A 26,958-nucleotide genomic window follows, 5' to 3' on the forward strand; every position below is an offset into this window, starting at 1 on the left:
ATAACTCTTTATTTTTGTATTTCTACTTGAAATATTGCTGTTGCACTCATCCCTGGTATTATTTTTTCATAAGGCTTAGTTAAAGATACTCTAACTAAAACAGTTTGACTTATAGGATCAACAACTGAACCTATTTCTTTCACAACTGCATTTATAGAAGTTTGTGTTTCATCTATATTTAAAACAACTTTCATATCTTTTTTTAATACAGATAACCATGTTGAAGGAACAAAAGTCTTTGCTTCTAAGTTATCTGTTGAAACTATTTCTAAAATCTGTTCATTTGGTTTTATACTTTGATGTTGAGAAACCTCTCTACTTACAACTCTTCCATTGTAAGGAGCATAAATATTACATCTTTTTACATTTATTGAAGCTATTTTATATTCAGCTTCTTGCTTTCTAAACTCTTCTCTTGCAATATCAACTTCAAATTTACCAATAGATTTAAAACTCTCTAGTTTTTTATTTTTTTTATATTTTAAATAAGCAATATTTTTTTCAATTGCTGCTTTTGATTTTTTTGCTTTATAAATATCACAATTAAGTTTTACTAAAAGTTCACCTTTCTTAAAATAATCACCCTCTATTTTTTTTAAATAAATTATATTTCCAGCAAGTTCACTTGAAATAATTGTTTTATCATAAGATGTAATAACTGCTCGTGAACTTATTTCATCTTGTGCAAAAATATATGTGATTAAAAAAACTATTATAAAAATCTTTTTCATTTAATACTCTTCTTCTATATCCATAACTAAGTTACTTATATAACCAAATGATGTTTTATACCAAACATCTTTGTTACTTGAAACTATTTCTTCAATTTTAATTGTTTTATCTTTTGGAAGTAAATATACAATAGAACTTTGCCATGTTGGTTTTGTTCTAATACTTGCATTTTTAAATGCCTTTCCTATAAAAATAGATTTTTCTATTTTATTTATAGAAGCAAAATCTATCTTTGAACTTTGTTTTTCAAGTTTAATATCAACTGCACTTTTATAAATAAAACCAAGAGGTGTTTCAATCCATTTCCCAAATTTATTTTCAAACTCTCTTAAAACTTTTATTTTTTTATTTTTTAGTAAAACAACTGAAAAAGCACTATTTTTATGTGGTTCTTTTCTTAAATAAACATTTTTTGTTGTTAAGGCTGTTTTTACTAACTTTTCAACTTTTGCTTTTTTAACTTCTTCTTTTTTCTTTTGAGTTTTTTTAGGCTTTTTTTCTTTAATTACACTATTTTTTTCTAAAGTTTCTTTTCCTATATCTTCATAAGTTCCAATAGAAGCAAATACTCTTCCATAACTATTTTGAACATTTGCATAAGAAGATGAATGTCTAAGTAAAGCTAAAATATAGTTTAGTTTTTCTTTTATATAAATCAATCTACTATTCATATTTAGCTTATTTGTAACTTCTGTTAATTTATAAATTTCTTGAGCAACATCTAAATATTTTTTTGAAAGATTATACTCTTTTTTTGATTGTTCAAAGTCAGCTAAAGCCAAATGAACTTGTGACAGTACAGCCATAGAAATAGCTAATTTTTGTTCTTTTGCTAAAGCTATTTTTGTTTTTGCTATTTTGTGACTTGTATTTGCTTTAAAGATATTTAATAAGTTCCATGAAATTGTCGCTCCATAAGAAGTCCAATTGTTATTTAATAAATAGTCATTATTATCATAAGAGATACTTGTATTTAACTTTATTCCTGGAAGCATTTGTAAAATTGCTCTAGTTGTTTCTTTATGAGAAATTCTTTGTTTATATCTACTTTCTAAAACTTCTGGTCTATTTTCCAAAGCCATTATTTCCATTTGTTTTAAACCTAAGTTTATTTTAGGAAGTTCATAATTAGCTTTTATTTCTTGTGCAATAGAGAATTGAGTTCCAGCTTTTAAACCCATAAGTTCTGCAAGCTCTACTTTTGCATTCATTAAGCTTCTCTCTAAGGTTTGAAGTGATCTTAATACTTCAAGTAAATCTCTTTGATAGGCTAAAGACTCCATAGGTGAGTTTATTCTTAGTTTTTTAATTTTATTAGAATCATTTAAAGCTACTTGCACATCTTTCATCATAGGAACTATTTTTTTAAGTAAAGCTTGTGCAGAAGCTGCTTTATAGTATGTACGTCTTACTTCTTGAACAATATTATGAATTACTTTTCTTTCATTTTGTTTTGCCATTAAATATTTATCAGCTTCTTGTTGAGCTTTTACATAAGATAATCCAAAATCTAAAATATTCCAACTAAAAGAAATATCAGCATCAATTTTTTCTTTATCTTGAGATACAGAATATGAAGGATCTCCACTTATTGGGTCAGGAGTTCCATTATCAAAAGAGGTACTTGCAGACGCTGCAAACTCATCTCTTTTGGAATATCCTGCACTTGTAGTTAAATTTGGTAACATATCATAATAAACTAAATCAATTTGCTGCTTAGCTAAAGCTGTTTGCATTAATTTTATTTTATTTCTAACATTATTTTTCAAAGCTTTGTTTATTGCTTCATCAATTGTAATAGGTTTAGTAATTATAGGAGAAATTCTATTTATTAGTTTTAAATCTTTACTAGCTTTTAATGCTATTTCTTCTTTTGTTAAAGGTTGAGGAGTTACGGTACATCCACTAATAAAAAATATTAATATTAGTAAAAAAATTGTAGTTGTTTTTTTCTTAAAAAAACCCATTAAAATCCCCATAGTGTAATTATTTTATATATTTTGCCTTATATAAACTTAAATCCCTATCTAATGGGCTTTTATAAATTATTTTAATATTAAAAAGTAGTAAAACTACTTTTTAAATATTATAATATTTTGCTTCGTGATGTGGTACTACTATTGCACAAGTAGTTTGTTCTGGATGCATTTGGAAAGTTTCACTTAATTCAATACCAAACTTTTCAGGATCTAGTAAATCAAAAATATCTCTATTCATAGCTAAATCCGGACAAGCTGCATATCCAGGAGAATATCTACAACCTACATACTGTTTCATTTGAACATCATTTAATGTTGGTCCTTCTTTTGGAACGATATCTAAATCTAGTCTAATTTGTTTATGTAAAACCTCAGCTAAAGCCTCCGCAAGTTCTACTCCAAGCCCATGAATTTGATAATATTTATTAAACTCACCTTTATTGTAGTACTCTCTTTCATAATCAGCTACTTTAAGCCCTGCACTAGCAAGAGTAAAACCAACAACATCTAATCTATCGTTTGCAAAATAATCTGCAATACATCTAAAAGGTTTTCTTTGCTGTCTTGGAAACTCTAAAATTTTTATTGCTTCATCTAGTGAAGGTTTATTATTTCTTGCTTCTTCTTCTGAATTAAATAAATATTTTTTATCAAAAATATAAAGTTTATTATCATAAGACATACAAGGGTAGTATTCATAAATAGCAATTGGATCAAAAATATTTTTACTAATTAGCTCTTCTTTTAACTCTTCATATAAAGGTTTAACAACATCTTCTTCGTGTTTTAAAAAATCAGTACTACTTTGTTTCCCTCTTTTATATCCCCATCTTTGTCTAAATAAAACCCTATGGTTTATCCATTTAAATACTAATTCTTTATCTACCTCATCACCTGTTTTCGCCACTCTGTCCCAAAGTGGAGGAAATGTAAACTGTGTTGGTTTTGGAAGTTCAATTTCTTCATAAGGAGGTATTTCTACTTCTTTTTTAGCAACTCTATCAGAAGTATCAACCTCTTCTATTAAATCAGCTGCTAAAGCAGTGTTTTCTAAATCTCCCTCTTCTATTCTTTGCATAGAAACAACTCCATCAAAGGCATCTCTACAATAGAAAATTGGACCATCATAGATTGATCTACAATAATCATTTACAAAACCTTTTGTAAGTGCTGCACCACCTAAAAGAACAGGAATATCAATACCTTGTTTTTGAAGTTCTTCTAAGTTTTCTTTCATAACTGCTGTTGATTTAACAAGTAATCCACTCATACCAATAGCTTGTGCTTTATGTTCTTTAACTGCAATAATAAAATCATTTAAATCAGCTTTAATTCCAATATTAATAACTTTAAAACCATTATTTGAAAGAATAATATCAACTAAGTTTTTACCAACATCATGTACATCACCCTTAACAGTTCCTAGAACTAATACTGTTTCACTAGCTTTCTCTTCTTTTGGTAAATATGGATTTAAAGCATCAACTGTTGCTTTCATAGTTTCTGCACTTTGTAATACGAAAGGTAATTGCATTTGACCTGATCCAAATAATTCACCAATAACCTTCATACCATCAATTAACCATTCATTTACAATAATTTCCGGATTAACATCATGTCTTAGCTCTTCTACAAGTGGTAACATTCTATCTTTATCACCATCTAATAAAAGTTTTTTAACCTTATCTATTGGTTCTAGTTTTTGATACTCTTCATCACTTTGCTCTTCCATATCCCCAACATTAGCAAAGTGGTCAATAAAGGCAAATAATGGATCCCCATTTTCTTGATTATTAAAAATTAAATCATCACAAGCTTTTCTATCTTCATCACTTATTTTATTTAGTGGCAAAATATGTTTTACATTTACAATAGCTGTTGTTAATCCGGCTTTTACACAATGGTCTAAATATATAGAATTTAAGTAAATCCTAGCTTTTTGATCAAGTCCAAAAGAAATATTTGAAAGTCCTAAAGTAGTCCCAACTTCTGGATGTCTTATTTGAAACTCTTTAATAGCTTCAAGTGTTTCAATACCTGCTGTTCTATACTCTTCATCTCCTGAACCAATAGTAAAAGTAAGCATATCAAAAACCAAATCATCAGGTTTAAATCCATGTCTATTAACACATAAATCATAGATTCTTTCAGCAACCTCAAGTTTTCTTTCTTTTGTTTTAGCCATTCCAACTTCATCAATTACAAGACATACTAGTGCTGCTCCAAATTTTTTTGCTAATAAACAAATCTCATCAAATTTATCTTCCCCATCTTCGAGGTTAACAGAGTTAATAATTGGTCTTCCACCTATTTGTTTTAAAGCAGCTTCTAATGCAGGTATTTGCGTTGAATCTGGCATTAAAGGAAGTGAAACTTTTTGAGAATACAAAGAGACAACTTTATCCATATCTTCTCTTTCATCCCGTCCAGCAAAACCAACTGATACATCAATTACATGTGCTCCTGCTCTTACTTGCTGTTGCCCTACTGTAAGAGTTCCTTCATAATTATTAGCTTTAAGAAGTTCCCTAAAAGCTTTTGAACCCGTAGCATTTGATCTCTCTCCAATAAGTAAAGGTGCTGGATCTTGTTTTAAAGGTACTGTACTAAAAAGTGAAGCTAAAGAAGCTTTTAAAAAGCCACTTGATTTTCTTGGAACCATGCCTTTTATTCCTGCAACTAATGCTTTTATATGTTCAGGAGTTGTACCACAACAACCACCTAAAAATGAAACCCCATTATAATTTAAAAATTCACTTGTAAGTTCTGTAAACTCTTTTGGTTGCATTGGATAATAAGTTTGTCCTCCTTTATTTTGAGGAAGTCCTGCATTTGAATGAACAGACATAGGAAATTTACAAACTTCACTTAAAGTTTTTACATGTTTTAACACTTGTTTAGGCCCTGTACCACAGTTAAAACCTAGTGATAAAATATTGAAAGGTTCCATTATAGCTGCAATTGTCATTGCATCTGTTCCAATAAGCATAGTACCACTAAGCTCAATAGTTACAGATACCATAATAGGAATATTAGGAGCTACGTCATTTAGAGCATGAAGCCCTGCTTTAATTTGTAGAGGATCTTGACACGTTTCTAATAAGAAAATATCTGTACCACCATCAGCAAGACCTTTAGCCATAATCTTATAACCCTCATACATTTCATCATAGCCTATATGTCCTAAAGAAGGAAGTTTTGTTCCAGGGCCTATTGAACCTAATACAAATCTAGGTTTTTGAGGTGTTGAAAATTTATCACAAGAGTCTTTTACAAGTTGTGCTCCAAGTCTTGATAATTCATAAGAAGTTTCAGGGATTTCATACTCATCTAATACCCAAGGCATTGAACCAAAAGTATTTGTAGTAATTAAATCAGCTCCCGCTTCTAAGTAGGCATCGTGAATACCTGTTAAAACGTCTGGTCTTGTTAAATTTAAAAGCTCATTACACCCTTCTAAATCTACACCTTCATACAACCAATCTTCTTGTTTGATATCAGCAATTTGAAGTTGCGTACCCATTGCACCATCAATTACTAATACTCTATTTTCTATTATACTTTTTATTTTTTCTATCATTCTTCTTCACTTTATTATTTAAAATACTTATAATTATTATTCTTAAAAGTTATAATATACCACTTTATAACTTAGGATAAAATTTCTCTTTTAGTTTTCTACCATTACTCTTATAACGCTAGCTTCACCTTGATGTCCTCTTCCTTCATCAAGAATAGTAACCACTTCTTTTATATCATTTTGATAAAGAGCAAAACCTTTTTTAAAATCATCAACTGTATAAAGAAGTTCTTCATCTTTTGGTCCACCACTATCATAGTTTAACTGCTTTGTTGAGAAAAACTCTCCTACAAAAAGGCCATCTGGCCTTAATGAATCTTGAATTTTTTCAAATAATTTAGCCCTATCTTCTTTATATAAATGTAAGTATGAAGCTACTATTACATCATAAGTTTCTTTTACTTCCCAATCTTTTAAATCAACACAAATAGTTTCAACAGTTACACCCTCTTCTAAAGCTCTAAAGTGAAGCTTTGATAATCCAATATCAGATGCATCTATAGCTGTTACTTCAAAACCTCTTTTTGCTAAAAAAACAGCATTTCTTCCTTCTCCTTCACCTAAACACAATACTTTTGCATTTCTTGGAAAAGTTTTAACTTTTGAAGCTATAAAACTATTTGGTTTTGTACCATAAAGGTAACCTTCTCTTGAAAATTTATTATTCCAAAATTCTTGTTGACTCATTCTTAGAATCCTTTTTTACACTACAATTTGTTGTTATTCTATCAATCAAAGTTATATACCATTTACCATCATCTAGTTTATTCAAATGAAAAACAATTTCAGGTGTTAAGATAACTTTATATGACATAAGATTAATCATTTTAGCTTTATGTAAATCTTCTTTTTTAAAAGCATCTTTTTTAAGCATATTTTTTTCTTCCATTAGTTTTTCTAATTTTGTAAAAGTGTTTGTACTTAAAAAAAGTCCATGATTTGTCCAACCATAATAAGCATCATTATATGGACTACAATTAAAAGTGGCATCTGTTTGTATAATAGGTAATAAAACAGCTTTTTTAGGAACTCTTGAAACTAAATCAGAAAACTCTTCTACTTTTATAATATCACCTTGGACTATATTGTAAAATAGTTTTTGATATGTAAAATCTTCAAAACCATCTACTTTATAAAGATTATATACTCCAAACTTCTGATTTATAAACTTTGTGCTTAAAAGTTGTAAATTATTTTGAGACATTGCATTTATTATCTCATGCACTGTTTTTAACAACTCTTGTGAAACAGCAGGTCTGTCATATACAAAAACTTTTTCTTCAGGTTCTGCTACTTTATTAAAATCTTTAACAGAACATCCTGCTATAAATAGTGCAAGAAAAACACTAACTAAAATACTTTTTATAAATTTATTCATACTAAAAAACTAATCCCAAAATTTTTTTTATAATATACCATAAGTAACTATTTAAACCCCTAAAAGAAACCTTATGTTTAAATTATGACCTAAATTTAATATTATCTTAGCTAGAATATAATCAAAAAATTTTAATCATTAGGAATTTATAAGATGACTGAAGCAAAATATATATGGATGGATGGGAAACTTGTAGACTGGCATGATGCTAAAGTACATGTTCTTTCACATACACTTCATTATGGAAATGGTGCTATTGAAGGTACTAAAGCATATAAAACTCATGATGGTAGATGTGCTATTTTCAAACTTGAAGAACATACAAAAAGACTTATAAACTCAGCTAAAATGACACTTATTGATGTTCCATTTAGTGTTGAGGAATTAAATAAAGCACAAATTGAATTATTACAAAAAAATGAATTAACACAGGGTGCTTATATTAGACCTCTTGTTTACTTAGGTTACGGAGTTATGGGACTTTATCATAAAGAAGCACCTGTAAATGTTTCTATTTCTGCATGGGAATGGGGAGCGTATTTAGGTGAAGAAGGTATGAAAAAAGGTGTAAGAGTAAAAATTGCATCTATGACTAGAAACTCAAATACTTCTGGAATGGGTAAAGCAAAAGCTGTTGCTAATTATTTAAATTCTCAAATGGCAAAAGGTGAAGCTGTTGAATGTGGATATGATGAAGCTTTACTAAGAGATGATCAAGGTTATATAGCAGAAGCTTCTGGTGCTTGTTTCTTCATAGTTAGAGATGGTGTTGTAATTACTCCTCCAAATGATAACTCATTAGAATCAATCACACAAGCTACTGTTATTGATTTAGCAAAAGATTTAGGTTATGAAGTAGTTAGAAGAAGACTTACAAGAGAAGAAGTATATATTGCTGATGAAGCTTTCTTTACAGGAACAGCTGTTGAAGTAACTCCAATTAGAGATATTGATGCAAGAATTATTGGTAGTGGACAAAGAGGTCCTATCACAGAAGCTTTACAAAAAGCATACTTTGATGTTGTTCAAGGTAAAAATGAAAAATACACTAAGTATTTAACATACATTAACTAATCTTAGTTAATATTTTAAAATTTAAATAAAATAAGGGAAAAAATGCCAATAGACAACGACTATTTTAAAAACAGACAACAAAATAATGGTGGTGGTTCTAACAACGGTGGTGGTGGAAACTATCAACCACCTTTTGAGCCGCCAGAATTTTTCAAAAACTTTGGTAAAAAAGCAGGATTTATTTATGTAATTATCATACTTATTACTGCATTATTTATCTTTAAACCATTTGTAATTATTGAATCAGGTCAAGTAGGTATCAAAGTTACAACAGGTAAATATGAAGATAGACCATTAACTCCTGGTTTCCATTTATACATTCCTGTATTCCAAAAAGTTATTGTAGTTGATACAAAAGTAAGACTTATTAACTATAGAAGTGTTGAGCAAATGGGTGGATTTGACCAAAGTATTAGATCAAACCCAGCAATTAATATCTTAGATGCCAGAGGTTTACCTGTTTCTATTGAATTAACTGTTCAATATAGATTAACAGCAGATGGAGCTCCAACTACTATTGCTACATGGGGTCTTGGATGGGAAGATAAGATTGTTGATCCAGTTGTAAGAAATATTGTAAGAAATATTGTTGGTGGATTTAATGCAGAAGAATTACCAACAAGAAGAAATGAAATTGCTACTTTAATTGAAAATGGTATTAGAACTCAAGTTGAAGCCTTAGAGGGAACACCTGTAAGTGTAGAATCTGTTCAATTAAGAGAGATTGTATTACCTGAAAAAATTAAAGAACAAATTGAAAGAGTTCAAATTGCTAACCAAGAATCTGAAAGAGTAAGATACGAAGTATTAAGAGCAAAACAAGAAGCTGAGAAAAAAGCTGCACTTGCAAAAGGTGAGGCTGATAAAAACAGAATTGAAGCACAAGGTAGAGCTGATGCTGTAGCTATTGAAGCAAAAGCACAAGCAGAAGCAAATAAAGTTATTGCTAAATCATTAACTGGTGAATTACTTCAAATGCAACAAATTCAAGTTCAAGGAAAATTCAACGACGCACTTAGAGAAAACAAAGATGCTAAAATTTTCTTAACTCCTGGTGGTTCAACTCCAAATATCTGGGTTGATACTAAAGACAAATCAAGAGATACTGCAATTCACAGTAAATAATAGAGTAGATTTTCTACTCTATTAAAACTAAAAATTATGAAAAAAACAACTTTACTTTTAATACTATTTTTTCTATCAATAAGTACAAGTTTCGCACAAAAAAATAGTCTTAAAAATAAAAAAGAACTACAATTAAATCTTCCTGTACAAGAAGATAGATATTCTAAATATACACAAGAAAAATATGCACCTCCACCAAAACTGGAAAAAAATAAAAAATTAAAAGAAAAAGATATTGATTTTGATATGGATGTTGATGTAAATAAAACTACAAAAGAAGTTGATAAATTAAAACTTGATGTAAGCAAAAAATTTTAGGGGAAAAAATGCAAGCAATAGAAAAAATTGACTGGGAAAAAACTAATGGATTAATTCCTGTAGTAACACAAGATGCAACTACTAACGAAGTTTTAATGTTAGCATATATGAATAAAGAAGCATTAGAATTAACTATCAATACAAATTATGCACACTACTTTAGTAGAACAAAACAAAGAATCTGGAAAAAAGGTGAAAGTTCAAACCATACTCAAGAGATTGTAAATATTATGCTTGATTGTGATAATGATACACTTTTATTAAAAGTAAATCAAGAAGGTGTTGCTTGTCATACAGGAAGAAAATCTTGTTTCTTTACTGATTTACAAACAAATGAAGAAGTCTCTAAAATAGAAGTTGATACTACTGCTGCTTATGGAGTTATTGATACTTTATATCACACAATACTTGAAAGAAAAAATGATGATCCAAATAAATCATACACTTCTAAACTTTTAAATGGCGAAGAGAATTCTATGCTTAAAAAAATAGTTGAAGAGTCAGGTGAGTTTACTTTTGCTATAAAAGACAATGATGAAAAAGAGATTATATATGAAGCAGCAGATATTACATATCATGTATTAGTTGCCCTTGCTTCTAAAAATATAAGTCCTGATAGAGTTAAACAAGAATTAGCTAGAAGATTTGGAATGTCTGGAATTGAAGAAAAAAATTCAAGAACAAAAAAATAGCTTAAAGCTCAAATTTCTTAAAATTTAGTGCTTTTGCCATAGATAATTTATTTTTATAATAACTTTTTGGAGTTTCATTCATAAAAGACTTAAACTCTTTTATGAAATGAGCTTGATCAAAAAAGCCATTATTATAAGCTGTACTTGTAAGATTCTCTATATCTAAAGAGCTTAAAGAGTCTCTTACATTTCTCATTCTGATTATTCTTGTAAAAAGTTTTGCACTTAGACCAACCTCTTTTTTGAAAATTCTTTCTATTTGTTTTTTATTTAAAGCAAACTCTTCACATAAACAATCAATACTAATATTTCCTTTATGCTCATTGATAAAAGATATAATTGAAAAAGTATATTTAGAGTTCTCTTTTTTAGAAGCTTTTAATCTTTTTATTAAAAATCTTTCAATCTCTTCTATTCTTTGCTTATGAGTATTCATATTTACTAATTTTTTATATAAAATATCAAAGTTCCAAAAAGACTCATCATAGTTAATATTTTTATCACATAAAGAGCTTATTTCTTCATCAAAGAATTTATATGCTCCTCCTACTTTAAAACGAATTCCAATGGCATTTAAATATTTTTCAAAAGTAATAAACATTGGATACTTTGATTGCCCATTTAATATTACCTTTGCATCACAATAGATTTTTTTTGAATTTAGTGTTATTTCATAAGGATTGCCAAAATTAATTGTAAAGCCTAAACTTCCATCACTTAAGATTTTATTTGTTTTTTTAGAAGTAAATATATTTTTAACTGTAAAATAATTATAAATATAAGGTTCTAATTCTTTACATGGTTCATAAAGCATAAAACCAATATCTTCTAAATCCTTATTGAAATAACTCATTTGCTAACCTATTAACTCTTTTTTTATTATATTTGAATACTTGTTTAATATCTCTTCTGAAAGTTTATCATAAGCTGCACCATAGAAAAATAAAGGTTTTAACTCTTTCATTCCTAACATTTTTGCTGTATAAAAACAAGAGTTTAAACACTCTTTTACACTTAATCTATCTTCACCTACAAAAGACTCTTCTTTTGCACCCATTGTTGCTATTACTTGAAATTTCTTATCTTTTAGTGCTAAGGGAGTAAAAGCTCCATTTTCATCAATTATATAAGAATATCCATAAGAGAAAACCTTATCAATCCAGTTTTTAAGTGCTGATGGAAGACTATACCAATACATTGGGAACTGAAATACAACTTTTGAAACATCTTTTAAAAGTTCTTGTTCTTTTTGAACATCTATGTCATAGTTTGGATAAAGAGCATTTAAATCTCTATATATAATATTTTCTTGATTTTCTAACTCTTTTTTAAATCTACTATTTAATACAGAATTATCCATATCATCATGGGCTAAAATTATTAATGTTTTGTTCATAAAATCTCCTTTATAAAAGAAGTATATAAAAAGTATAAAAATAAAAATTGTAAAAAAACGACAGAAATTAAAAAAGTATATAAAAAGAGCCTAAGCTCTTTTTATAAAATAGAATTAGTGACAACCACATCCTGTACCACAACTACCACCTGATGATTGTTGAGTTTGTTGTGCTGAACCAGCACCTGAAGCAGCTGTTGAACAAGCACTTACACCAGGAGGTGTAGTTGGCTGAATAGATTCATTTGTTCTATTATCATCAACATTATCTAAGAAAGCAATTACTTTTGCTGCTGCTTCCATATATCTTTTTGCAGAAACTGACTCAGGGTTAAAATAAGTAATTGGTTTACCACCATCCCCACCTTCTCTAATTGCTGGCTCAATTGGTAAATTACCTAATACTTGAGTATTATACTGATCAGCTAAATCTTCACAAGTTCCCATTCCAAAGATGTCTGATTCTGTTTCACAAGATGGACAAATAAATCCACTCATATTTTCAACAATACCAGCTACTGGAATATGTAATTTTTGGAACATATCTAATGATCTTCTTGAATCATCTAATGCTACGTGTTGTGGAGTTGTTACATTGATACCAGCTGCTACTGGAACACTTTGTGCTAAAGTTAATTGAGCATCACCAGTACCTGGAGGCATATCAATAAATAAAATATCTAACTCTTCCCATAAGATATCTCTTAACAGTTGTTGGATAGCTTTCATAATCATAGCCCCTCTCCAAATAACTGCTTGACCTTCGTCCATTAATACACCCATAGACATTACATCTACACCATAAGCATTTAATGGTTTAGCTTTTTCTCCAATAACTTCTACTTCACTTCCTTGTAATCCCATCATTCGAGGAATATTTGGTCCATAAATATCAGCATCTAAGATACCTACTTTTTTACCTTGCATTGAAGCTGCAACAGCTAAGTTTACAGTAGTAGTTGATTTACCAACACCACCTTTACCTGAACTTACCATTACAATCTTTTTAATCTGTGGAGCGATGTTTTTACCACTTACAGAGTTAGAGTTTTGTTTTGGGGCTTGTGGCTTATTGAATCCAAGTCTTACCTCAAGTCCAATAGCGTTAATACAGGCATGAATATCTTTTCTTAATTGATCTTCAACCTCTTGTGCACTTGAAGTTATATCTAGTACAATTGAAGCTGTATTTCCCTCAACTTGAACATCTTTTACAAAACCAAAGTCCATAATAGATTTTTCAAATCCAGGATACTTAACTTTTTCAAGTTCTTTTTTAATCTCTTCTATAGTTGCCATAGAAAAATCCTTTTATAATGTTTTATATTTAATTTTTTGTATTATAATTTAAATAGGATAATTTTTGTCTTAATTAAATTAATATTTCTTTTTTTTTGTGAAAAGTAAAGAAATATTTACTTTTCTAAACACTCGTATTTTATCAAAACTTTTTATAATTGATAGAATTTTAAAAGCTTTATATTTATAGTTTTCAAAATTTCTTATTTTTTTATATCCATTTTTTTTAACTTTTTCGTCTTCTTATTTAGAGAATGATTCTCAAAATTAATAATTCAAGGAAATATAATGATTAAAATATCTGTTGTAACTGCTATTTCACTAGCTTTACTATCTTCACTTAGTGCAAATGAGATGGAGAATAAAGATAATACAAAAAAATTAAAAGATGTAAATATTGTAGATAAAATGTATGAGGATTATGCTTCAAAAAATCCAACTTCTGCAATGAAAACAAATCTTGAATGGCTTGAAGTTCCACAAGCTGTATCAATGGTTACAAATACTGAAATTCAAGATAAAGGTGCAACAAAACTTGTTGAAGCATTAGATGGTGTAGCTGGGATAACAAATACATTAGGAGAAGGAAGTAGAGATCAATTTGTAATTAGAGGTTTTGATTCATTAAATGATACATATAAAGATGGATTAAGAGATGATGCAAATTTACAATCATATAGAAGTTTAGCAAATATTGATCATGTAGAAGTTATAAAGGGACCAGCAGGTGCATTATACGGTAGAGGTTCAGCTGGTGGGATTATTAATCTTGTAACAAAAAGAGCCAAAGGTGAAGAGTTCACAAAACTTGCTTTAAGTCTTGGAAGTGAAAATAAAATTGTTTCTCAAATTGACTTCTCTACAGCAATATCAGATAAACTTTTTGCAAGAATAAATCTTGAAAGAAGACAAGGAGATTCCTATGTAAATCATGTAGATTTTGAAGATTACTTTATTGCGCCTACTTTTAGATATAAATTTAATGATAAAAATACATTTGACTTTGATGTTGAATACTCAAAACAAGAATTAGTTCCATATAGAGGTGTTCCATCAAAAGATGGCAAAGCAGTTAATGTTTCGGAAGATACATTTTATGGTAGTAAAAATGATTATCAAGAATCTACTAGCTTAAAAACAACACTTAATCACGAAACAGTTTTTAATGATAATTTAAAACTGAATAATAGAGCATCATATACAAGATTTCAATTAGAACAAAGTGGAACAAGACAAGGAACAGTAACAGGAAATACAGTTACTCAAACAGTTAATAACTTTGAATATGACCCAAGAACTTCAAAAACTGTCCAATCAGAATTAACTTGGGATACAAATAATAATCAATTGCTTGTTGGAGTTGATTACAATGAAATGGATATTGAGCTGAAATATGCAAAAGGAAATTTAGTAGATAAAAATATTTATACTCCTAATGCAAGCAATGTATTAAACCCAGGATTTAATCCTTGGAGATATAATGAAACAAAAAGTACAGGATATTATCTTCAAAATGTGTACAATTTTGGTAGTTTATCTTTAATTGGTGGATTAAGACATGATAGAACAAAATTAATGCAACAAAAAATAGGTAATGCTAAAGAACATTTAGATGATAAAAAAACAAGTTATAGATTAGGTGCTGTGTATAAAATAACACCTGATATTTCTACTTATGTAACTTATGCAAAATCTTGGCAACTTCCTTATGGTGGAATTTATATCAATCCAAAACTTTCTCAATTTTTCTCTACAAAACTTAAAGAAGCTGGAGCTAAAGCTTATTTATTAGATGATGCTCTTATGATAAATGCTTCAATATTCAGAATTAATCAAGAACAACCTCAAACTAATACAAGTGGAGATATTATTAAAAAAATTAAAGCAGAACATACAGGTTTTGAACTTGAAATTAGAGGTCAAATTACAGATAAATTAAGTATTTCTTCTGGATATACGTACTTAGATGCAAAAGATGTTAACAATAAAAAAAGTCCAAATGATGTAGCTGATCAATTATTTTCTATAAGTACAGCATATCAAGCAACACCAAACTTTAGGCTTGGAGGGATGATTAAGTATGTAGGAAATAGATTTGCTGGAAATAATGAAGCTGTAGAATTAAGTGATTATACAACTGTAAATTTAATGAGTGCATATAACTATAAAAAACATCAAATCCAATTAAATGCAAATAATATTTTTGATGAAAAATATATCTTAGGTGCAACAGGAGGAAAATCAGGTAAAAACCAATTGGGATATGGAGAGCCTAGAAGTTTTATGCTTACTTATAAATATACATTTTAATCTAAAATGTTAAAAAGAGTGAAATTTCACTCTTTTTATCTAGCATTTCATCAGAGCATTCGGCTCAATTACGAAATCAAAGATTTCTATTTCGCATCGAATCCTCATAAATGCCGAAAAAAGTGAAACTGTTCACTTTTTTTATCCGGCATTTACCATCGCATCGCCATGATCAGCTACAATTTTTTGTGTGATTTTATATGAACAAAACTTTGGTCCACACATAGAACAAAACTCTGCTTCTTTAAATACATCTTGAGGAAGAGTTTCATCGTGGTACTCTTTTGCTCTTTCTGGATCTAAACATAATTCAAATTGTTTATTCCAGTCAAATGCGTATCTTGCATCTGACATTTCATCATCAATATCTCTTGCACCTTTTCTACCTCTAGCAATATCAGCAGAGTGAGCAGCAATTTTATATGCAATAATCCCCTCTCTAACATCTTTTGCATTTGGTAAACCTAAGTGCTCTTTTGGTGTTACATAACAAAGCATACTAGCTCCATGCCATCCACCAACTGCTGCACCAATTGCAGATGAAATATGGTCATATCCAGCAGCAATATCAGTTGTTAAAGGTCCTAAAATATAGAAAGGTGCCTCATGACAATACTCTTGCTCAATTTTCATATTTCTTTCAATTTGATTTAAAGGAACGTGACCTGGCCCTTCAATCATCACTTGAACATCTTTTTCCCATGCTCTTTTTGTTAATTCACCCATAACTTTAAGTTCAGATAACTGAGCCTCATCAGAAGCATCTGCTAAACATCCAGGTCTTAATGAGTCCCCTAATGATAATGATACATCATATTTTCTACAAATATCTAAAATATCATCAAATGCATCATAGAATGGGTTTTCTTTATGGTAATGCATCATCCATGCAGCCATTAAAGAACCACCTCTTGAAACAATTCCCATTTTTCTTTTTGCAACATGAGGCATAAATTGAAGTAAGAATCCAGCATGAATAGTAAAGTATGAAACACCTTGTTGTGCTTGTTTTTCTAATACTTTTAACATTACTTCTATAGATAAATCTTCTATTTTATTGTTTACATCATGTAAAATTTGATACATTGGAACTGTACCAATAGGAACATTTGAATGTCCAATTACTGCTTCTCTAATTGAATCTAAGTCACCACCTGTACTTAAATCCATAATAGTATCAGCTCCATATTTTAAACATACATCAACTTTCTCAACTTCTGCTTCAATATCAGAAGCTAAAGCTGATGAACCAATATTTGCATTAATTTTACAAGATGAAGCAATACCAATAGCCATTGGTTTTAAGTTTCTATGATTTACATTCGCAGGAATAATTAATCTTCCTCTTTCAATCTCAGATCTAATTAATTCAGGATCTAAATTTTCAACTTTTGCAACATACTCCATATCAGGAGTAATAATACCTTGCTTTGCATAATACATTTGTGTTCTAACTTTATCATTCTTATGATTATCTAGCCAATCTCTCATTTTAAAAATCCTATAATATTTATTTGATTGTAGGTTGATTATATCTAAATTTGTTTATAAAACCTTAATTAAACTAATTAATTTTAATTTATTATTTGTATAAGTTTCTTTTCTATATAATAATTGCAATTAAGAATAACGGGATAATTATGAAAAGTAAAATTAGAGCAAAGATTGATTCATTACCACAACTACCAAATAGTATTATGGAGTTAGAAGAGTTTAGGGAAGTTAAAGATTCTTCACCTACAGAATTAATTAAAATTATTGAAAAAGATCCCCTATTAGTAGCAAATATATTAAAAGTTGCTAACTCTTCTATGTTTGGGTTTAGAAGTAGTGTTGATACATTAAGTAGAGCAATAAATCTACTTGGTATCAATTTTACAATATCCTTAGCTATTGGTTCAATAGTGCAAAATACAGTAAAGTGTAACCTATTAGCTTATGGTATGGTACCTGATAAATTTATTGAACTTAGTGCTTTATCAACTAGACTAGTAAATGAATGGTGTTCAAAAATTGATAAAACCTTAGCTGATGAAATGCTAATGCCAGCTTTTCTACAAGAAACAGGTAAGTTTATTATCGCAAATATAATAGAAAAAGAAAATTTAACACAAGAGTTTAAAGAAGCTTTAAAAAAAGAAAAAAACATAGCAATTATAGAAAATTCTTATACTGGATTTACAACATCAAAAATAACTGCAAGTCTTTTTAAACACTGGGGATTAACTCATAATCTTATATATCCTATTTCTTTTATTGATAATATAGAAGAAGCACCTTTAGAATATAAAAAGAAAACACAAATCCTAAAGATTATAAAAGAGCTTACAAAGTTTGATGAGCCCTTAAGTGACTATACAATAGAAAAAGCACTTGAGTATGCAAGCCTTTATGGTTTTGATGAAAAAATATTAAATAATTCAATTCAAACTATAAAAGCTGAAATTCTAGAAAACTCTTAACTTTTCATAAGTAACATTTAAGTATAATATGTAACTTTTTTACACAAAGGGGATATTGGTGTCTGACGTTACTTTAATTGTCTTATGTGCTGGTAATTCTACGAGATTTCAACACAAAGCAAAAAAGCAGTGGCTTAGATGTGATAATGAACCACTATGGTTAAATGTTACCAAACGACTATCTAGTTTTGCTCAATTTAATAAAATCATTATAACTGCGCATGAAAAAGAGATTAGGTATATGCAAAACTTTAACGATGAATATACTTATGTAATTGGTGGTAATACTAGACAAGAATCAATGGCAAATGCACTCAATGAAGTCACTTCTAAATATGTAATGGTGACGGATGTAGCAAGAGCCTGTGTCCCTAAAAGTGTAATTGATAATCTACTCTGCGAAAAAGATTTTGCTGATTGTATAGTACCTGTTCTTGATGTCAGTGATACTGTAATATATCATGAAGAAACAATAAATAGAGACCAAGTAAAACTTATTCAAACTCCACAACTTTCTAAAACTGACATTTTAAAAAAAGCCCTAAATACTACAACTGAATTTACAGATGATAGCTCTGCTATAAAAGCTATTGCAGGTAAAATCAAATATGTAAAAGGTAGTTCAAAAAGCAAAAAACTAACTAATGGTGATGAAATAGATGATTTACCAGAACTAAAAGCAGCATGTAATAATTTCTTTACAGGTACAGGAATTGATATTCATCAATTTGAAAATGGTAAAAAAATGTATTTAGGAGGAATAGAAATTCCCTCTGATTATGGATTTAAAGCCCATAGTGACGGTGATGTTTTAATTCACTCTATAATAGATGCTTTACTTGGTGCAGCAGGAGCTGGAGATATTGGTGAATTTTTCCCAGATACTGATCCAAAATATAAAGGTGCTGATTCAAAAATTTTACTTAAAGAAATAATTGAATTTATTTATAATGTAGGGTATGAAATAGTAAATATTGATCTTACAATACTAGCGCAACAACCAAAAATCAATCCTTTCAAAAATGATATAAAAAAACAGTTATCAAAACTTTTATTTTTAGAAAAACAATTTATAAATATAAAAGCAACAACTGGTGAAAAAATGGGATTCGTAGGTAGAAAAGAAGGGGTAGCTGTTCAAAGTATTGCTACTTTAAAATACTATAAATGGAAATAATATATGAATATTTTAATAATAGAAAATGAAATTTATTTAGCACAAAAAGTAGTTTCAAGACTACTAGATGATGGACATAGTTGTGATTATATTGAATCACCAAATATTAACAATTTATCAAAAGATTATGATATTGTTCTTTTATCAACTTCTTTACCGTCTAGTTTGTGTAAAAATATAATAAAAAAATATAAAGAAAATGCAATTATTCTTCTTCTAGTTTCTTATATTTCAGATGAAACTGTGACAAATCCTATCAAAGATGGGGCAAAAGACTATATAATGAAACCATTTTTAATGGATGAACTAGTAAGAAAAATCTATCACTACAAAGAGTGTAGAAGCATAAGAAGAGAACTTCAAACACTAAGAGAATATGTTGATTTTATTATGGATGATGTTGATACATCAGATACTTTTTTACCTCCATCATTTCCAACTTTAATTGAATCAAATTCTCAAAAATCTGCAGATAAACTTCTATTTGAATTATCAAGAAGACTAGATATGCCTATTTCTTTTATTTCATTAAACTGTTCTAATTGGCAAAAAAAACTAAATGCTTTAGATAATAAATGTATTATCTATCTTACAGAATATCACAGTTTAAAGAAAACAGCAAAAGACAATCTAATAAAACTTATAGAGCATAAAAACTGCGTAATTTCATCACTTGAAGCAGAAGAAGATTTCCCTTATAGAAAAATAGAGTTCAATAATGAAAATTTATTAATGAGTACAACAAATATCATGACAATAAATGATTATGTAAAACTAATGGTTTTATCATATCAAACAAAATATCCAGATACTGAGCTATCTAAAAAACTTGGTATTTCGAGAAAATCTCTTTGGGAAAAGAGAAAAAAACTTGGAATAGAAAAAAAGAAGTAGGTAAAATATGAATTTAAGAAAATTCTTTTTAACAGTAGGATTTTCAGGACTTTTCCCAAAAGCTCCTGGAACAGTTGGATCTTTTGTATCTTTATTTTTAGGAATTGCTATTTTACAAATTGCTCCTGTGTCAACACTATTTTTATTAGCTCTTCTTGTTACAGTTATTGCTGTAAAACAAATCAACATCTATGAAAAAGAAGTTGGAGTACATGATAGTAAAGAAATTGTGATAGATGAACTAGCAGGTATGTGGATAGCTCTTGCTATATGTAATCCAAATGAATCAAATATGATAATTATGGCTATATTAGCTTTTGTATTTTTTAGAATTTTTGATATTTGGAAGCCTTCAATTATTGGAAAAATTGATAGAGAAATAGAAGGTGGTTGGGGAGTAATGGGTGACGACTTATTAGCTGGAGTAGCTGCTGGTATTTCAGCTGCTGGTGTTTATCAACTAATTGTAAACTTCTTATAAAAAAGTCAAGTAGTAAAAAGAGGCATACTACTTAATTTAAGAATCAATCATATCTAAACAAAAAAGGGAAACTCACATAGAGTTTCCCTTTTTTAATGGCTAAATAAATTAAATTATTTAACTATCTTAGCAAACTCATCAAAGATATATTTTGACTCATGTGGTCCAGGACTTGCTTCTGGGTGATGTTGTACAGAGAAGATATCTTTATTTTTATATTTAACACCTTCAATTGTATTATCAAATAAATTTTTATGAGTAATTTCTGCAATTTGCTCAATTGAATCAGGTACATTATAGTTATGATTTTGTGCAGTTATTTCTACTACATTTGTTTGAGGATTAGCAACAGGGTGATTACCACCATGTTGTCCAAATGGTAACTTATATGTATCATGCCCATGAGCTATTGATAACATTTGATGTCCTAAACAAATAGCAAACATTGGAATATTTGCACTAATTAGTTTTTGAACTTCTTCTTTTTCTTCTGTTAAAGTAAGTGGATCACCTGGTCCATTTGATAAGAAAATTCCACCAATTTCTTTAGCTTCAAATCTAGCTATTAAGTCATCTGCTTTAAATGTTGATGGAACAACTTCAACTTCTAGCCCTGATTGAACTAATTCATTTAGGATATTTCTTTTTACTCCAAAATCAACTACCACAACTTTTTTATCACTCATTACAGCTTTATTATAAGCTTTAATTTGGTGATTCCAAGAACCTGATTTATGGATATAAGTCTCTTTTGTAGAAACTTCTTTTATATAGTTAATATCTTCAATTCTTGGACTTTCACTTAGTTTTTTAGCTAATTCATCTTTATCAGCAATTTCAGTTGATGCAATCATCATCATTGCACCTTCATCTCTAATCATTTTTGTTAAATATCTAGTATCAATTGATGTAATACCTAATACATTATGTTCTTTTAAAAGAGAATCTAAATCACCTTGTGCTCTATAATTTGAATACTCATGATGATAATTTCTAACTAAAACACCTTTACAGTATGCAGTTTTACTTTCCATATCATCTTCATTTACTCCAACATTACCAATTTCAGGCATTGTAAAAGTTACAAACTGTCCAGCATAAGATGGATCAGTAATAATTTCTTGGTATCCTGTTAATGACGTATTAAATACAATTTCTCCAACAGATGTACCAGTTGCACCAAAAGATTTTGCTTCTAAAAATGTTCCGTTTTCTAAGTAAATCCAAACTTTTTGCATTTTATATTAACCCTCTTTTAATTAATTCTTCTTCATATAGTCTATGATAAACTAAATCATAATCCTCAGTCCCAGGTATTAACTTTCTTTTATAGTTTTTAAGTTTAGCTAATACCATTGAGTCTGCTTCTTCAAACCCTTTCATAAATTCATCAATTGATGAGAAAATGATATTTTTTACTTGATTATCTGAACAAGTATAATGAATATAATCCTCTTCCCATAAAAAATCTAAAATTTGATGGGCAATGTCAGAAAATCTATCTTCATTATTTAAAATAACACCAAAATCGTTAGCCAATCTTTTTTTAGTCATCCAAAAAAGTTGTCTTCTATCTGCATTTAAGATCTCGATTTCTTCATCTTGCCCATCAAGAATATCATCAACTTTTTCATCTAATGCAAACTCTTTTTCAATATCTGCATCCATAATTCTTTCAATTTGAGCTTCAATTGAATTCTTATCTTTTCTAACTTCTACAAAGTCACAAGAGATTAAATCTCTTGTAATTCTTCTTGAAATATATGGTGTATGATGTAACTTGATTCTCATCGCTTTACCCTCTTATAATAGTGTCTGCTCTTTCAGGAGATGTCGAAACAATTCCTACTTTTACAGCTGTTACCTCTTCAATTTTTTCAATATATTTTTTTGCATTTTCTGGAAGTTTGTCATATTCTCTACAACCTACAACACTATCCCATCCATCAATTTCAACATATACAGGCTTAACATCTTCTAAATCTGATGGAACATAATCAATTATTTCACCATTTACTTCATAAGCTGTACAAATTTTAATTTTTTCAAAACCATCTAATACGTCAAGTTTCATTAATGCTAGTTGGTCACATCCATTTAATCTTCCTGCATGTTTAACAGCAACTGCATCAAACCAACCACATCTTCTTTTTCTTCCAGTTGTAGTACCAAACTCTTTTCCTACATCTGCCATAGTATCACCATCTTTTCCAAAATCTTCTGTTGGGAATGGACCGTTTCCTACTCTTGTACAATATGCTTTTGTAATACCTGTTACAATACCTATATCTTTTGGATTTATACCAAGACCAGTACAAGCTCCAGCACTTACAGTACTTGAAGATGTTACGTAAGGATATGTTCCATGATCAATATCAAGCATAGTTCCTTGTGCGCCTTCTAATAATACTTTCTTTTCATTATCTAAAGCATTCCAAACCATATTTGTAGTATTTGTAATAAATGGTTCTAATGCAGTTTTGTATTCATTTAATAAAGCTAATAATTCATCTTTATTTGGTGTATTAATATCTAAAACATCAAAAATTGCTCTATTTGTTTCGAAATATTCAATTATATTTACAGCTAATTTTTCAGGGTTTAATAATTCACCAACTCTATGTCCTATTCTATTAATTTTATCAGAATATGCAGGACCTATTCCCTTACCTGTAGTACCAATAGCTTTGTCACCTTTTAATCTTTCTTTTGCTTGATCGATTTGTGCATGGTATGGTAAGTTTAAATGTGCTTTATCTGAAATATAAAGTCTTCCTTCTAAATTTTCAAATTGGCTCATTTCTTTAATAATAGACTCAGGAGATAAAACAACTCCATTTCCAATTACGTTTATAGCTTTTGGGTTTAAAACCCCAGAAGGAATTAAATGAAGTGCATACTTTACTCCATCAACCCAAATAGTATGACCTGCATTATGACCACCTTGGCTTCTACAAACCATATCATAATTTTGTGCTAGCATATCTACTATCTTACCTTTTCCTTCATCACCCCACTGGATACCAACTATTAAATCTGCTCTCATATATTAATCCTAATCCTCTAAAATTTTTAATAAACTATCTGTATAAAGGGCAAACCCTAACGAACACGTACCTTCACTTGAGTACATACCACCCTTACATACTGTTAAATTGTCACTTATAACTCTGTAATAAACACCATTATAATATTTTAATGAACCATAATAAAGTGGTGCAATTACTGTATTTTCATACTTAACTTCACTTGCTTTTTCAAGTAGTTTTTCTAATTCTGTTTTAATAGAAACTGGAACTATTGAAATTACATTTTTTAAGTCTTGTATATTTTTTACTTTAATTAGTTGGTTTAACCAATTACAATCTAATTTAAATAGTGATGCTATTTCACCATTTTTAAATAAATCAATGTCAATATTTAATTCACTTGCCACAAGTTTTGGAATATTGATATTTGATATTTGAAAAACTGGTTGTAAATCAAGTGCTTTTAGAATGTCTGCTGTTAAATTCATCACATCAGAAATATCATCATGACCTATCCACTCACAACCAATTTGATACTCTTCATTTGAAGGGTATGTAAAAATAGGTTGAACATAAAACCATTTTTTATGATCAGTTGTTCTTCCTAACCTTTTTGAGATAATTCTTACTACATCTAAAGTAGAATCAGCTCTTAAAGATACTTGCTCATTATCTTCATCCGAAAACTTAATAAGTTTCTTTTCATCTGCAATTGATTGATGTTGAGAATAAGAAAAATTAGGTGTTAAAATTTCTTCAAAACCATTCTCATCTAATATTTCACAAACTTTGTTTTCTAAAGTTCTTTTTGCTTTTGCTGCCTTTGCGAAATATAATCTACTTCCTTTTGGAATTTCGTGTTCAAAAACCATAATTATTAGTTTCCTTTAAACATTTGTTCTAAGAACACTTTATTTGCAGTTCCATCAAATGTTCTTAAATCTAATTCATCCATAGCAAGTTCAATAGCATTTACAACCCAAGATGCTTCAAAATCTTCAACTAATCCCATGTGATTAATTCTAAATATTAATTTTTTAATATGATCTTGTCCACCTGCAATATTTACATTGTATTTTGTTTTTAAAATATTTCTAATTGCTGGTGCATGCTCTGTATAAATTGTTGTCATAGCATTTGCAGGACTTTGTGGGAATACTTCACAACCTATTGCTTTTAAAGCTTCTCTTGTTGCTTTTGCTCTTAAAGCTGTTTTTTCATATAGTGCTTCATATCCACCATTTTCTTTAATATGTGATAAAATCTCTTTTAATCCAATAATTAAAGTCGTAGCTGCTGTCCATGCTGTAGTATTTGTTTTTTGTTTTTTAATTTCAGTTGCTAAGTTAAAGTAAAAACCTCTAGCTTTTGTTTCAATTTTACTTACTGCTTCATTTGATAAGCCAATTACAGCAAGACCTGGAGGAAGCATTAATGCTTTTTGACTTCCTGTAATAACTGCGTCTAAATTTGAAGTATCAATTTTTTCAACACCAATTGCTGTAATTCCATCAGCTACAATAGTTATGTCTTTATTTATCTTTTTAACTTCTTGAGCAATTTCTTCAACAGGATGTCTTAATCCCCCTGCACTCTCACAAAGTTGAATAAATATTGCGTCAATATCACTGTCATTTTTAACGGCTTCTACTACTGCTTCAACACTTACAGGTACATTCCATTCATTTTTAATTTCAGTATATTCAATATCAAAAGCTTTACAGATTTTTCCGAATCTCTCACCAAACTTTCCTGAGTTAATAGTAAGTGCTTTTTTATGAGTTAGGTTTGTAACACAAGCTTCCATAGCTCCTGAACCACTTGATGCAAGCATTACAACCTCATCCATTCCATATAATTCAAATAGTAATTCTCTAGTTTGTTCAAATATTGCTTCAAACTCTGGCGTTCTATGGTGAATAGTTACATCAGCCATTGCCTTTCTTACAAATTCTGGTACTGGAGTAGGACCTGGAGTTAATAGCATTTCATATCCTTAATTTTCTTTCTTTATAGCAAAACATGATATTTTAGCTAATAGTTTATTATTAAACGGTTAAGCAAATAAAATAACAGAAATTATAGAATTTTTGTTATTTCCTCTTGACAAAATAATTTTTTTAGTATAGAATCTCCATAATTTATTACTTTTAACTAGAAGTAATAGTTTAAAACCATAAAAATAACAAAGGAAGTAACAAATGGCTAAAGAATTAAAAGAAAAAAAAGTTGCAAAAATCGCTAAAAAAGCTACTAAAAAAGTTGTATCAAAAAAGAAAGATGTAAAAAAAGTTGCTAAAAAAGTTACTAAAAAAGTTTTAAAATTAAAACCAACTAAAGTAAAAGAAGCAAAAATTGCTGCTAAAAAAGTTGCTAAAAAAGCTGCATAATTAATAAATAAAAAGAGCTAGATTTTAAAGTTTAGCTCTTTTTTAATACATAAAACCCTTATCCTTCACTTTAAATTATAAATTTACTCACAGTCCAAATACAAATATATAAAATTAATAGAAATTTTAATTCCTTAAAACTTGACATTTAATACTAATTAGTACTATAGTTTCAACAAGGAGTAATTATGAATAAAATAAGTTATGGAAAAAGAACTGACAAATCTATGAAAGCAGTCGTTAGACTTGAAAGACTTAGATTAAAAATACATAATAAAACTGTTAATTACTTAAATGAGTTCAACCTTACATTTAATCAATTTAAAGTACTTGAAGTACTTTATCATAGAGGAAATTTAAATATTAGCTCAATTACAAAACTTACCATGAGTACTCCTGGAAATATAACTGTTGTAGTAAGAAATCTAAAAAGAGATAAATGGATTACATCTATTTGTGACCCCGAAGATAAAAGAGCTTCAATTTTGACACTTACTCCTAAAGGTGTTGAAGTAATTAAATCAGTTTTTCCAAACCACGCGCAAAATTTACATAAGTCACTTGAGGTATTAAGTGATGAAGAATTAGACACTTTATACAACTTATTAGACAAAGTTTATAAAGCCAATTAAAAATTTTAAA

The 26,958-nt window shown here is 28.9% G+C and carries 25 protein-coding genes; 11 read left to right on the forward strand and 14 right to left on the reverse strand.

The features are described 5' to 3' along the window. Positions 1 to 8 precede the first annotated feature (8 nt). The 5 genes from ACH5BK_RS04390 to ACH5BK_RS04410 all read right to left on the reverse strand — a co-directional run bounded on the left by ACH5BK_RS04390 (position 9) and on the right by ACH5BK_RS04410 (position 7,669). The gene (locus tag ACH5BK_RS04390) at positions 9 to 731 is read right to left on the reverse strand and encodes an efflux RND transporter periplasmic adaptor subunit (protein WP_404304818.1); all 723 of its coding nucleotides are present in this window, start codon (positions 729 to 731) and stop codon (positions 9 to 11) included. Next, a complete protein-coding gene (locus ACH5BK_RS04395; RefSeq protein ID WP_404304820.1) occupies positions 732 to 2,699 on the reverse strand; it encodes a TolC family protein in 1,968 nt (655 codons plus the stop codon). Positions 2,700 to 2,811: 112 nt separating this feature from the next. Further along, the gene (gene metH, locus ACH5BK_RS04400) at positions 2,812 to 6,291 is read right to left on the reverse strand and encodes a methionine synthase (RefSeq protein ID WP_404304822.1); all 3,480 of its coding nucleotides are present in this window, start codon (positions 6,289 to 6,291) and stop codon (positions 2,812 to 2,814) included. Positions 6,292 to 6,381: 90 nt separating this feature from the next. Further along, entirely contained in the window at positions 6,382 to 6,978 is a 597-nt protein-coding gene (locus ACH5BK_RS04405) for an SAM-dependent methyltransferase (protein ID WP_404304824.1), read from the reverse strand. After that, positions 6,953 to 7,669, reverse strand: a complete 717-nt coding sequence (locus tag ACH5BK_RS04410) for a hypothetical protein (protein WP_404304826.1) — start codon at positions 7,667 to 7,669, stop codon at positions 6,953 to 6,955. The genes ACH5BK_RS04405 and ACH5BK_RS04410 overlap by 26 nt, the downstream gene beginning before the upstream one ends. A gap of 153 nt (positions 7,670 to 7,822) precedes the next feature. Between ACH5BK_RS04410 and ACH5BK_RS04415 the strand changes: the two genes are divergently transcribed. Genes ACH5BK_RS04415 through hisIE form a run of 4 tightly spaced genes read left to right on the forward strand, consistent with a single transcriptional unit; the run spans position 7,823 to position 10,878 of the window. Next, positions 7,823 to 8,743 (forward strand): branched-chain amino acid transaminase, encoded by a 921-nt coding sequence (locus ACH5BK_RS04415; protein ID WP_404304828.1) that lies wholly within the window; start codon positions 7,823 to 7,825, stop codon positions 8,741 to 8,743. 42 nt (positions 8,744 to 8,785) lie between these two features. Then, positions 8,786 to 9,868 carry an SPFH domain-containing protein gene (locus tag ACH5BK_RS04420; RefSeq protein WP_404304830.1) on the forward strand — a complete coding sequence of 361 codons (1,083 nt, stop codon included), beginning with the start codon at positions 8,786 to 8,788 and terminating at the stop codon, positions 9,866 to 9,868. A gap of 36 nt (positions 9,869 to 9,904) precedes the next feature. Continuing rightward, a complete protein-coding gene (locus ACH5BK_RS04425; RefSeq protein ID WP_404304832.1) occupies positions 9,905 to 10,186 on the forward strand; it encodes a hypothetical protein in 282 nt (93 codons plus the stop codon). An 8-nt stretch (positions 10,187 to 10,194) separates the two neighbouring features. Then, entirely contained in the window at positions 10,195 to 10,878 is a 684-nt protein-coding gene (hisIE, locus tag ACH5BK_RS04430) for a bifunctional phosphoribosyl-AMP cyclohydrolase/phosphoribosyl-ATP diphosphatase HisIE (protein ID WP_404304834.1), read from the forward strand. 1 nt (position 10,879) lies between these two features. Here the strand turns inward: hisIE and ACH5BK_RS04435 are convergent, their stop codons facing one another. The 3 genes from ACH5BK_RS04435 to ACH5BK_RS04445 form a co-directional block, all read right to left on the reverse strand. Beyond that, the gene (locus tag ACH5BK_RS04435) at positions 10,880 to 11,731 is read right to left on the reverse strand and encodes a DUF6597 domain-containing transcriptional factor (protein ID WP_404304836.1); all 852 of its coding nucleotides are present in this window, start codon (positions 11,729 to 11,731) and stop codon (positions 10,880 to 10,882) included. A gap of 3 nt (positions 11,732 to 11,734) precedes the next feature. Continuing rightward, positions 11,735 to 12,274 (reverse strand): NAD(P)H-dependent oxidoreductase, encoded by a 540-nt coding sequence (locus ACH5BK_RS04440; protein WP_404304838.1) that lies wholly within the window; start codon positions 12,272 to 12,274, stop codon positions 11,735 to 11,737. A 114-nt stretch (positions 12,275 to 12,388) separates the two neighbouring features. Then, a complete protein-coding gene (locus ACH5BK_RS04445) occupies positions 12,389 to 13,573 on the reverse strand; it encodes a P-loop NTPase (RefSeq protein WP_404304840.1) in 1,185 nt (394 codons plus the stop codon). A 288-nt stretch (positions 13,574 to 13,861) separates the two neighbouring features. On the opposite strand from ACH5BK_RS04445, the gene ACH5BK_RS04450 reads away from it, so the two are divergent. Further along, positions 13,862 to 15,883 (forward strand): TonB-dependent receptor, encoded by a 2,022-nt coding sequence (locus ACH5BK_RS04450; protein WP_404304842.1) that lies wholly within the window; start codon positions 13,862 to 13,864, stop codon positions 15,881 to 15,883. Positions 15,884 to 16,024: 141 nt separating this feature from the next. On the opposite strand, the gene thiC is transcribed toward ACH5BK_RS04450, so the two are convergent. Continuing rightward, positions 16,025 to 17,374 carry a phosphomethylpyrimidine synthase ThiC gene (gene thiC, locus ACH5BK_RS04455; protein WP_404304844.1) on the reverse strand — a complete coding sequence of 450 codons (1,350 nt, stop codon included), beginning with the start codon at positions 17,372 to 17,374 and terminating at the stop codon, positions 16,025 to 16,027. 149 nt (positions 17,375 to 17,523) lie between these two features. Between thiC and ACH5BK_RS04460 the strand changes: the two genes are divergently transcribed. From ACH5BK_RS04460 to ACH5BK_RS04475, 4 genes are read left to right on the forward strand one after another with little or no spacing between them, the layout of a single operon-like run. After that, complete coding sequence (locus tag ACH5BK_RS04460) at positions 17,524 to 18,345, forward strand: HDOD domain-containing protein (RefSeq protein ID WP_404304846.1); 822 nt, start codon at positions 17,524 to 17,526, stop codon at positions 18,343 to 18,345. Between the two features lie 58 nt (positions 18,346 to 18,403). Then, complete coding sequence (locus ACH5BK_RS04465; RefSeq protein WP_404304848.1) at positions 18,404 to 19,522, forward strand: bifunctional 2-C-methyl-D-erythritol 4-phosphate cytidylyltransferase/2-C-methyl-D-erythritol 2,4-cyclodiphosphate synthase; 1,119 nt, start codon at positions 18,404 to 18,406, stop codon at positions 19,520 to 19,522. Positions 19,523 to 19,525: 3 nt separating this feature from the next. After that, positions 19,526 to 20,416, forward strand: coding sequence for a DNA-binding response regulator (locus ACH5BK_RS04470; RefSeq protein ID WP_404304850.1), 891 nt, complete (start codon positions 19,526 to 19,528; stop codon positions 20,414 to 20,416). Positions 20,417 to 20,423: 7 nt separating this feature from the next. Next, entirely contained in the window at positions 20,424 to 20,897 is a 474-nt protein-coding gene (locus ACH5BK_RS04475; RefSeq protein WP_404304852.1) for a phosphatidylglycerophosphatase A, read from the forward strand. A gap of 113 nt (positions 20,898 to 21,010) precedes the next feature. Here ACH5BK_RS04475 and carA read toward each other — a convergent pair whose 3' ends face one another. From carA to ACH5BK_RS04500, 5 genes are read right to left on the reverse strand one after another with little or no spacing between them, the layout of a single operon-like run. Continuing rightward, a complete protein-coding gene (gene carA / locus ACH5BK_RS04480) occupies positions 21,011 to 22,135 on the reverse strand; it encodes a glutamine-hydrolyzing carbamoyl-phosphate synthase small subunit (RefSeq protein ID WP_404304854.1) in 1,125 nt (374 codons plus the stop codon). A gap of 1 nt (position 22,136) precedes the next feature. Beyond that, on the reverse strand, positions 22,137 to 22,688 hold the full coding sequence (locus ACH5BK_RS04485; RefSeq protein ID WP_404304856.1) for a DUF507 family protein: 552 nt from the start codon (positions 22,686 to 22,688) through the stop codon (positions 22,137 to 22,139). Between the two features lie 4 nt (positions 22,689 to 22,692). After that, complete coding sequence (locus ACH5BK_RS04490) at positions 22,693 to 23,943, reverse strand: adenylosuccinate synthase (RefSeq protein WP_404304858.1); 1,251 nt, start codon at positions 23,941 to 23,943, stop codon at positions 22,693 to 22,695. A gap of 9 nt (positions 23,944 to 23,952) precedes the next feature. Next, positions 23,953 to 24,798, reverse strand: a complete 846-nt coding sequence (locus ACH5BK_RS04495) for an ATP phosphoribosyltransferase regulatory subunit (protein ID WP_404304860.1) — start codon at positions 24,796 to 24,798, stop codon at positions 23,953 to 23,955. A gap of 5 nt (positions 24,799 to 24,803) precedes the next feature. Beyond that, positions 24,804 to 25,913 carry a pyridoxal-phosphate-dependent aminotransferase family protein gene (locus tag ACH5BK_RS04500; RefSeq protein WP_404304862.1) on the reverse strand — a complete coding sequence of 370 codons (1,110 nt, stop codon included), beginning with the start codon at positions 25,911 to 25,913 and terminating at the stop codon, positions 24,804 to 24,806. A gap of 214 nt (positions 25,914 to 26,127) precedes the next feature. Here ACH5BK_RS04500 and ACH5BK_RS04505 point away from each other — a divergent pair, with 214 nt between their 5' ends. Further along, positions 26,128 to 26,316: a hypothetical protein gene (locus tag ACH5BK_RS04505; RefSeq protein WP_404304864.1), complete on the forward strand. Its 189-nt coding sequence runs from the start codon at positions 26,128 to 26,130 to the stop codon at positions 26,314 to 26,316. 188 nt (positions 26,317 to 26,504) lie between these two features. After that, on the forward strand, positions 26,505 to 26,948 hold the full coding sequence (locus ACH5BK_RS04510) for a MarR family winged helix-turn-helix transcriptional regulator (RefSeq protein WP_404304866.1): 444 nt from the start codon (positions 26,505 to 26,507) through the stop codon (positions 26,946 to 26,948). Positions 26,949 to 26,958 lie beyond the last annotated feature (10 nt).

Origin of the sequence: Arcobacter sp. YIC-80 (assembly GCF_044841725.1) — a bacterium.
Classification (GTDB): domain Bacteria; phylum Campylobacterota; class Campylobacteria; order Campylobacterales; family Arcobacteraceae; genus Arcobacter_B.

Bases quoted from the DNA above. Each gene is read 5' to 3' on its own strand.
- ACH5BK_RS04415 (WP_404304828.1), top strand. From the start codon at position 7,823: ATGACTGAAGCAAAATATATATGGATGGATGGGAAACTTGTAGACTGG.
- ACH5BK_RS04395 (WP_404304820.1), bottom strand. From the start codon at position 2,699: ATGGGTTTTTTTAAGAAAAAAACAACTACAATTTTTTTACTAATATTA.
- ACH5BK_RS04485 (WP_404304856.1), bottom strand. From the start codon at position 22,688: ATGAGAATCAAGTTACATCATACACCATATATTTCAAGAAGAATTACA.
- ACH5BK_RS04435 (WP_404304836.1), bottom strand. From the start codon at position 11,731: ATGAGTTATTTCAATAAGGATTTAGAAGATATTGGTTTTATGCTTTAT.
- ACH5BK_RS04405 (WP_404304824.1), bottom strand. From the start codon at position 6,978: ATGAGTCAACAAGAATTTTGGAATAATAAATTTTCAAGAGAAGGTTAC.
- metH (WP_404304822.1), bottom strand. From the start codon at position 6,291: ATGATAGAAAAAATAAAAAGTATAATAGAAAATAGAGTATTAGTAATT.
- ACH5BK_RS04490 (WP_404304858.1), bottom strand. From the start codon at position 23,943: ATGAGAGCAGATTTAATAGTTGGTATCCAGTGGGGTGATGAAGGAAAA.
- ACH5BK_RS04450 (WP_404304842.1), top strand. From the start codon at position 13,862: ATGATTAAAATATCTGTTGTAACTGCTATTTCACTAGCTTTACTATCT.
- ACH5BK_RS04500 (WP_404304862.1), bottom strand. From the start codon at position 25,913: ATGCTATTAACTCCAGGTCCTACTCCAGTACCAGAATTTGTAAGAAAG.
- ACH5BK_RS04495 (WP_404304860.1), bottom strand. From the start codon at position 24,798: ATGGTTTTTGAACACGAAATTCCAAAAGGAAGTAGATTATATTTCGCA.
- ACH5BK_RS04420 (WP_404304830.1), top strand. From the start codon at position 8,786: ATGCCAATAGACAACGACTATTTTAAAAACAGACAACAAAATAATGGT.
- ACH5BK_RS04475 (WP_404304852.1), top strand. From the start codon at position 20,424: ATGAATTTAAGAAAATTCTTTTTAACAGTAGGATTTTCAGGACTTTTC.
- hisIE (WP_404304834.1), top strand. From the start codon at position 10,195: ATGCAAGCAATAGAAAAAATTGACTGGGAAAAAACTAATGGATTAATT.
- ACH5BK_RS04510 (WP_404304866.1), top strand. From the start codon at position 26,505: ATGAATAAAATAAGTTATGGAAAAAGAACTGACAAATCTATGAAAGCA.
- ACH5BK_RS04505 (WP_404304864.1), top strand. From the start codon at position 26,128: ATGGCTAAAGAATTAAAAGAAAAAAAAGTTGCAAAAATCGCTAAAAAA.
- ACH5BK_RS04425 (WP_404304832.1), top strand. From the start codon at position 9,905: ATGAAAAAAACAACTTTACTTTTAATACTATTTTTTCTATCAATAAGT.
- ACH5BK_RS04410 (WP_404304826.1), bottom strand. From the start codon at position 7,669: ATGAATAAATTTATAAAAAGTATTTTAGTTAGTGTTTTTCTTGCACTA.
- ACH5BK_RS04470 (WP_404304850.1), top strand. From the start codon at position 19,526: ATGAATATTTTAATAATAGAAAATGAAATTTATTTAGCACAAAAAGTA.
- ACH5BK_RS04390 (WP_404304818.1), bottom strand. From the start codon at position 731: ATGAAAAAGATTTTTATAATAGTTTTTTTAATCACATATATTTTTGCA.
- ACH5BK_RS04440 (WP_404304838.1), bottom strand. From the start codon at position 12,274: ATGAACAAAACATTAATAATTTTAGCCCATGATGATATGGATAATTCT.
- thiC (WP_404304844.1), bottom strand. From the start codon at position 17,374: ATGAGAGATTGGCTAGATAATCATAAGAATGATAAAGTTAGAACACAA.
- carA (WP_404304854.1), bottom strand. From the start codon at position 22,135: ATGCAAAAAGTTTGGATTTACTTAGAAAACGGAACATTTTTAGAAGCA.
- ACH5BK_RS04445 (WP_404304840.1), bottom strand. From the start codon at position 13,573: ATGGCAACTATAGAAGAGATTAAAAAAGAACTTGAAAAAGTTAAGTAT.
- ACH5BK_RS04460 (WP_404304846.1), top strand. From the start codon at position 17,524: ATGAAAAGTAAAATTAGAGCAAAGATTGATTCATTACCACAACTACCA.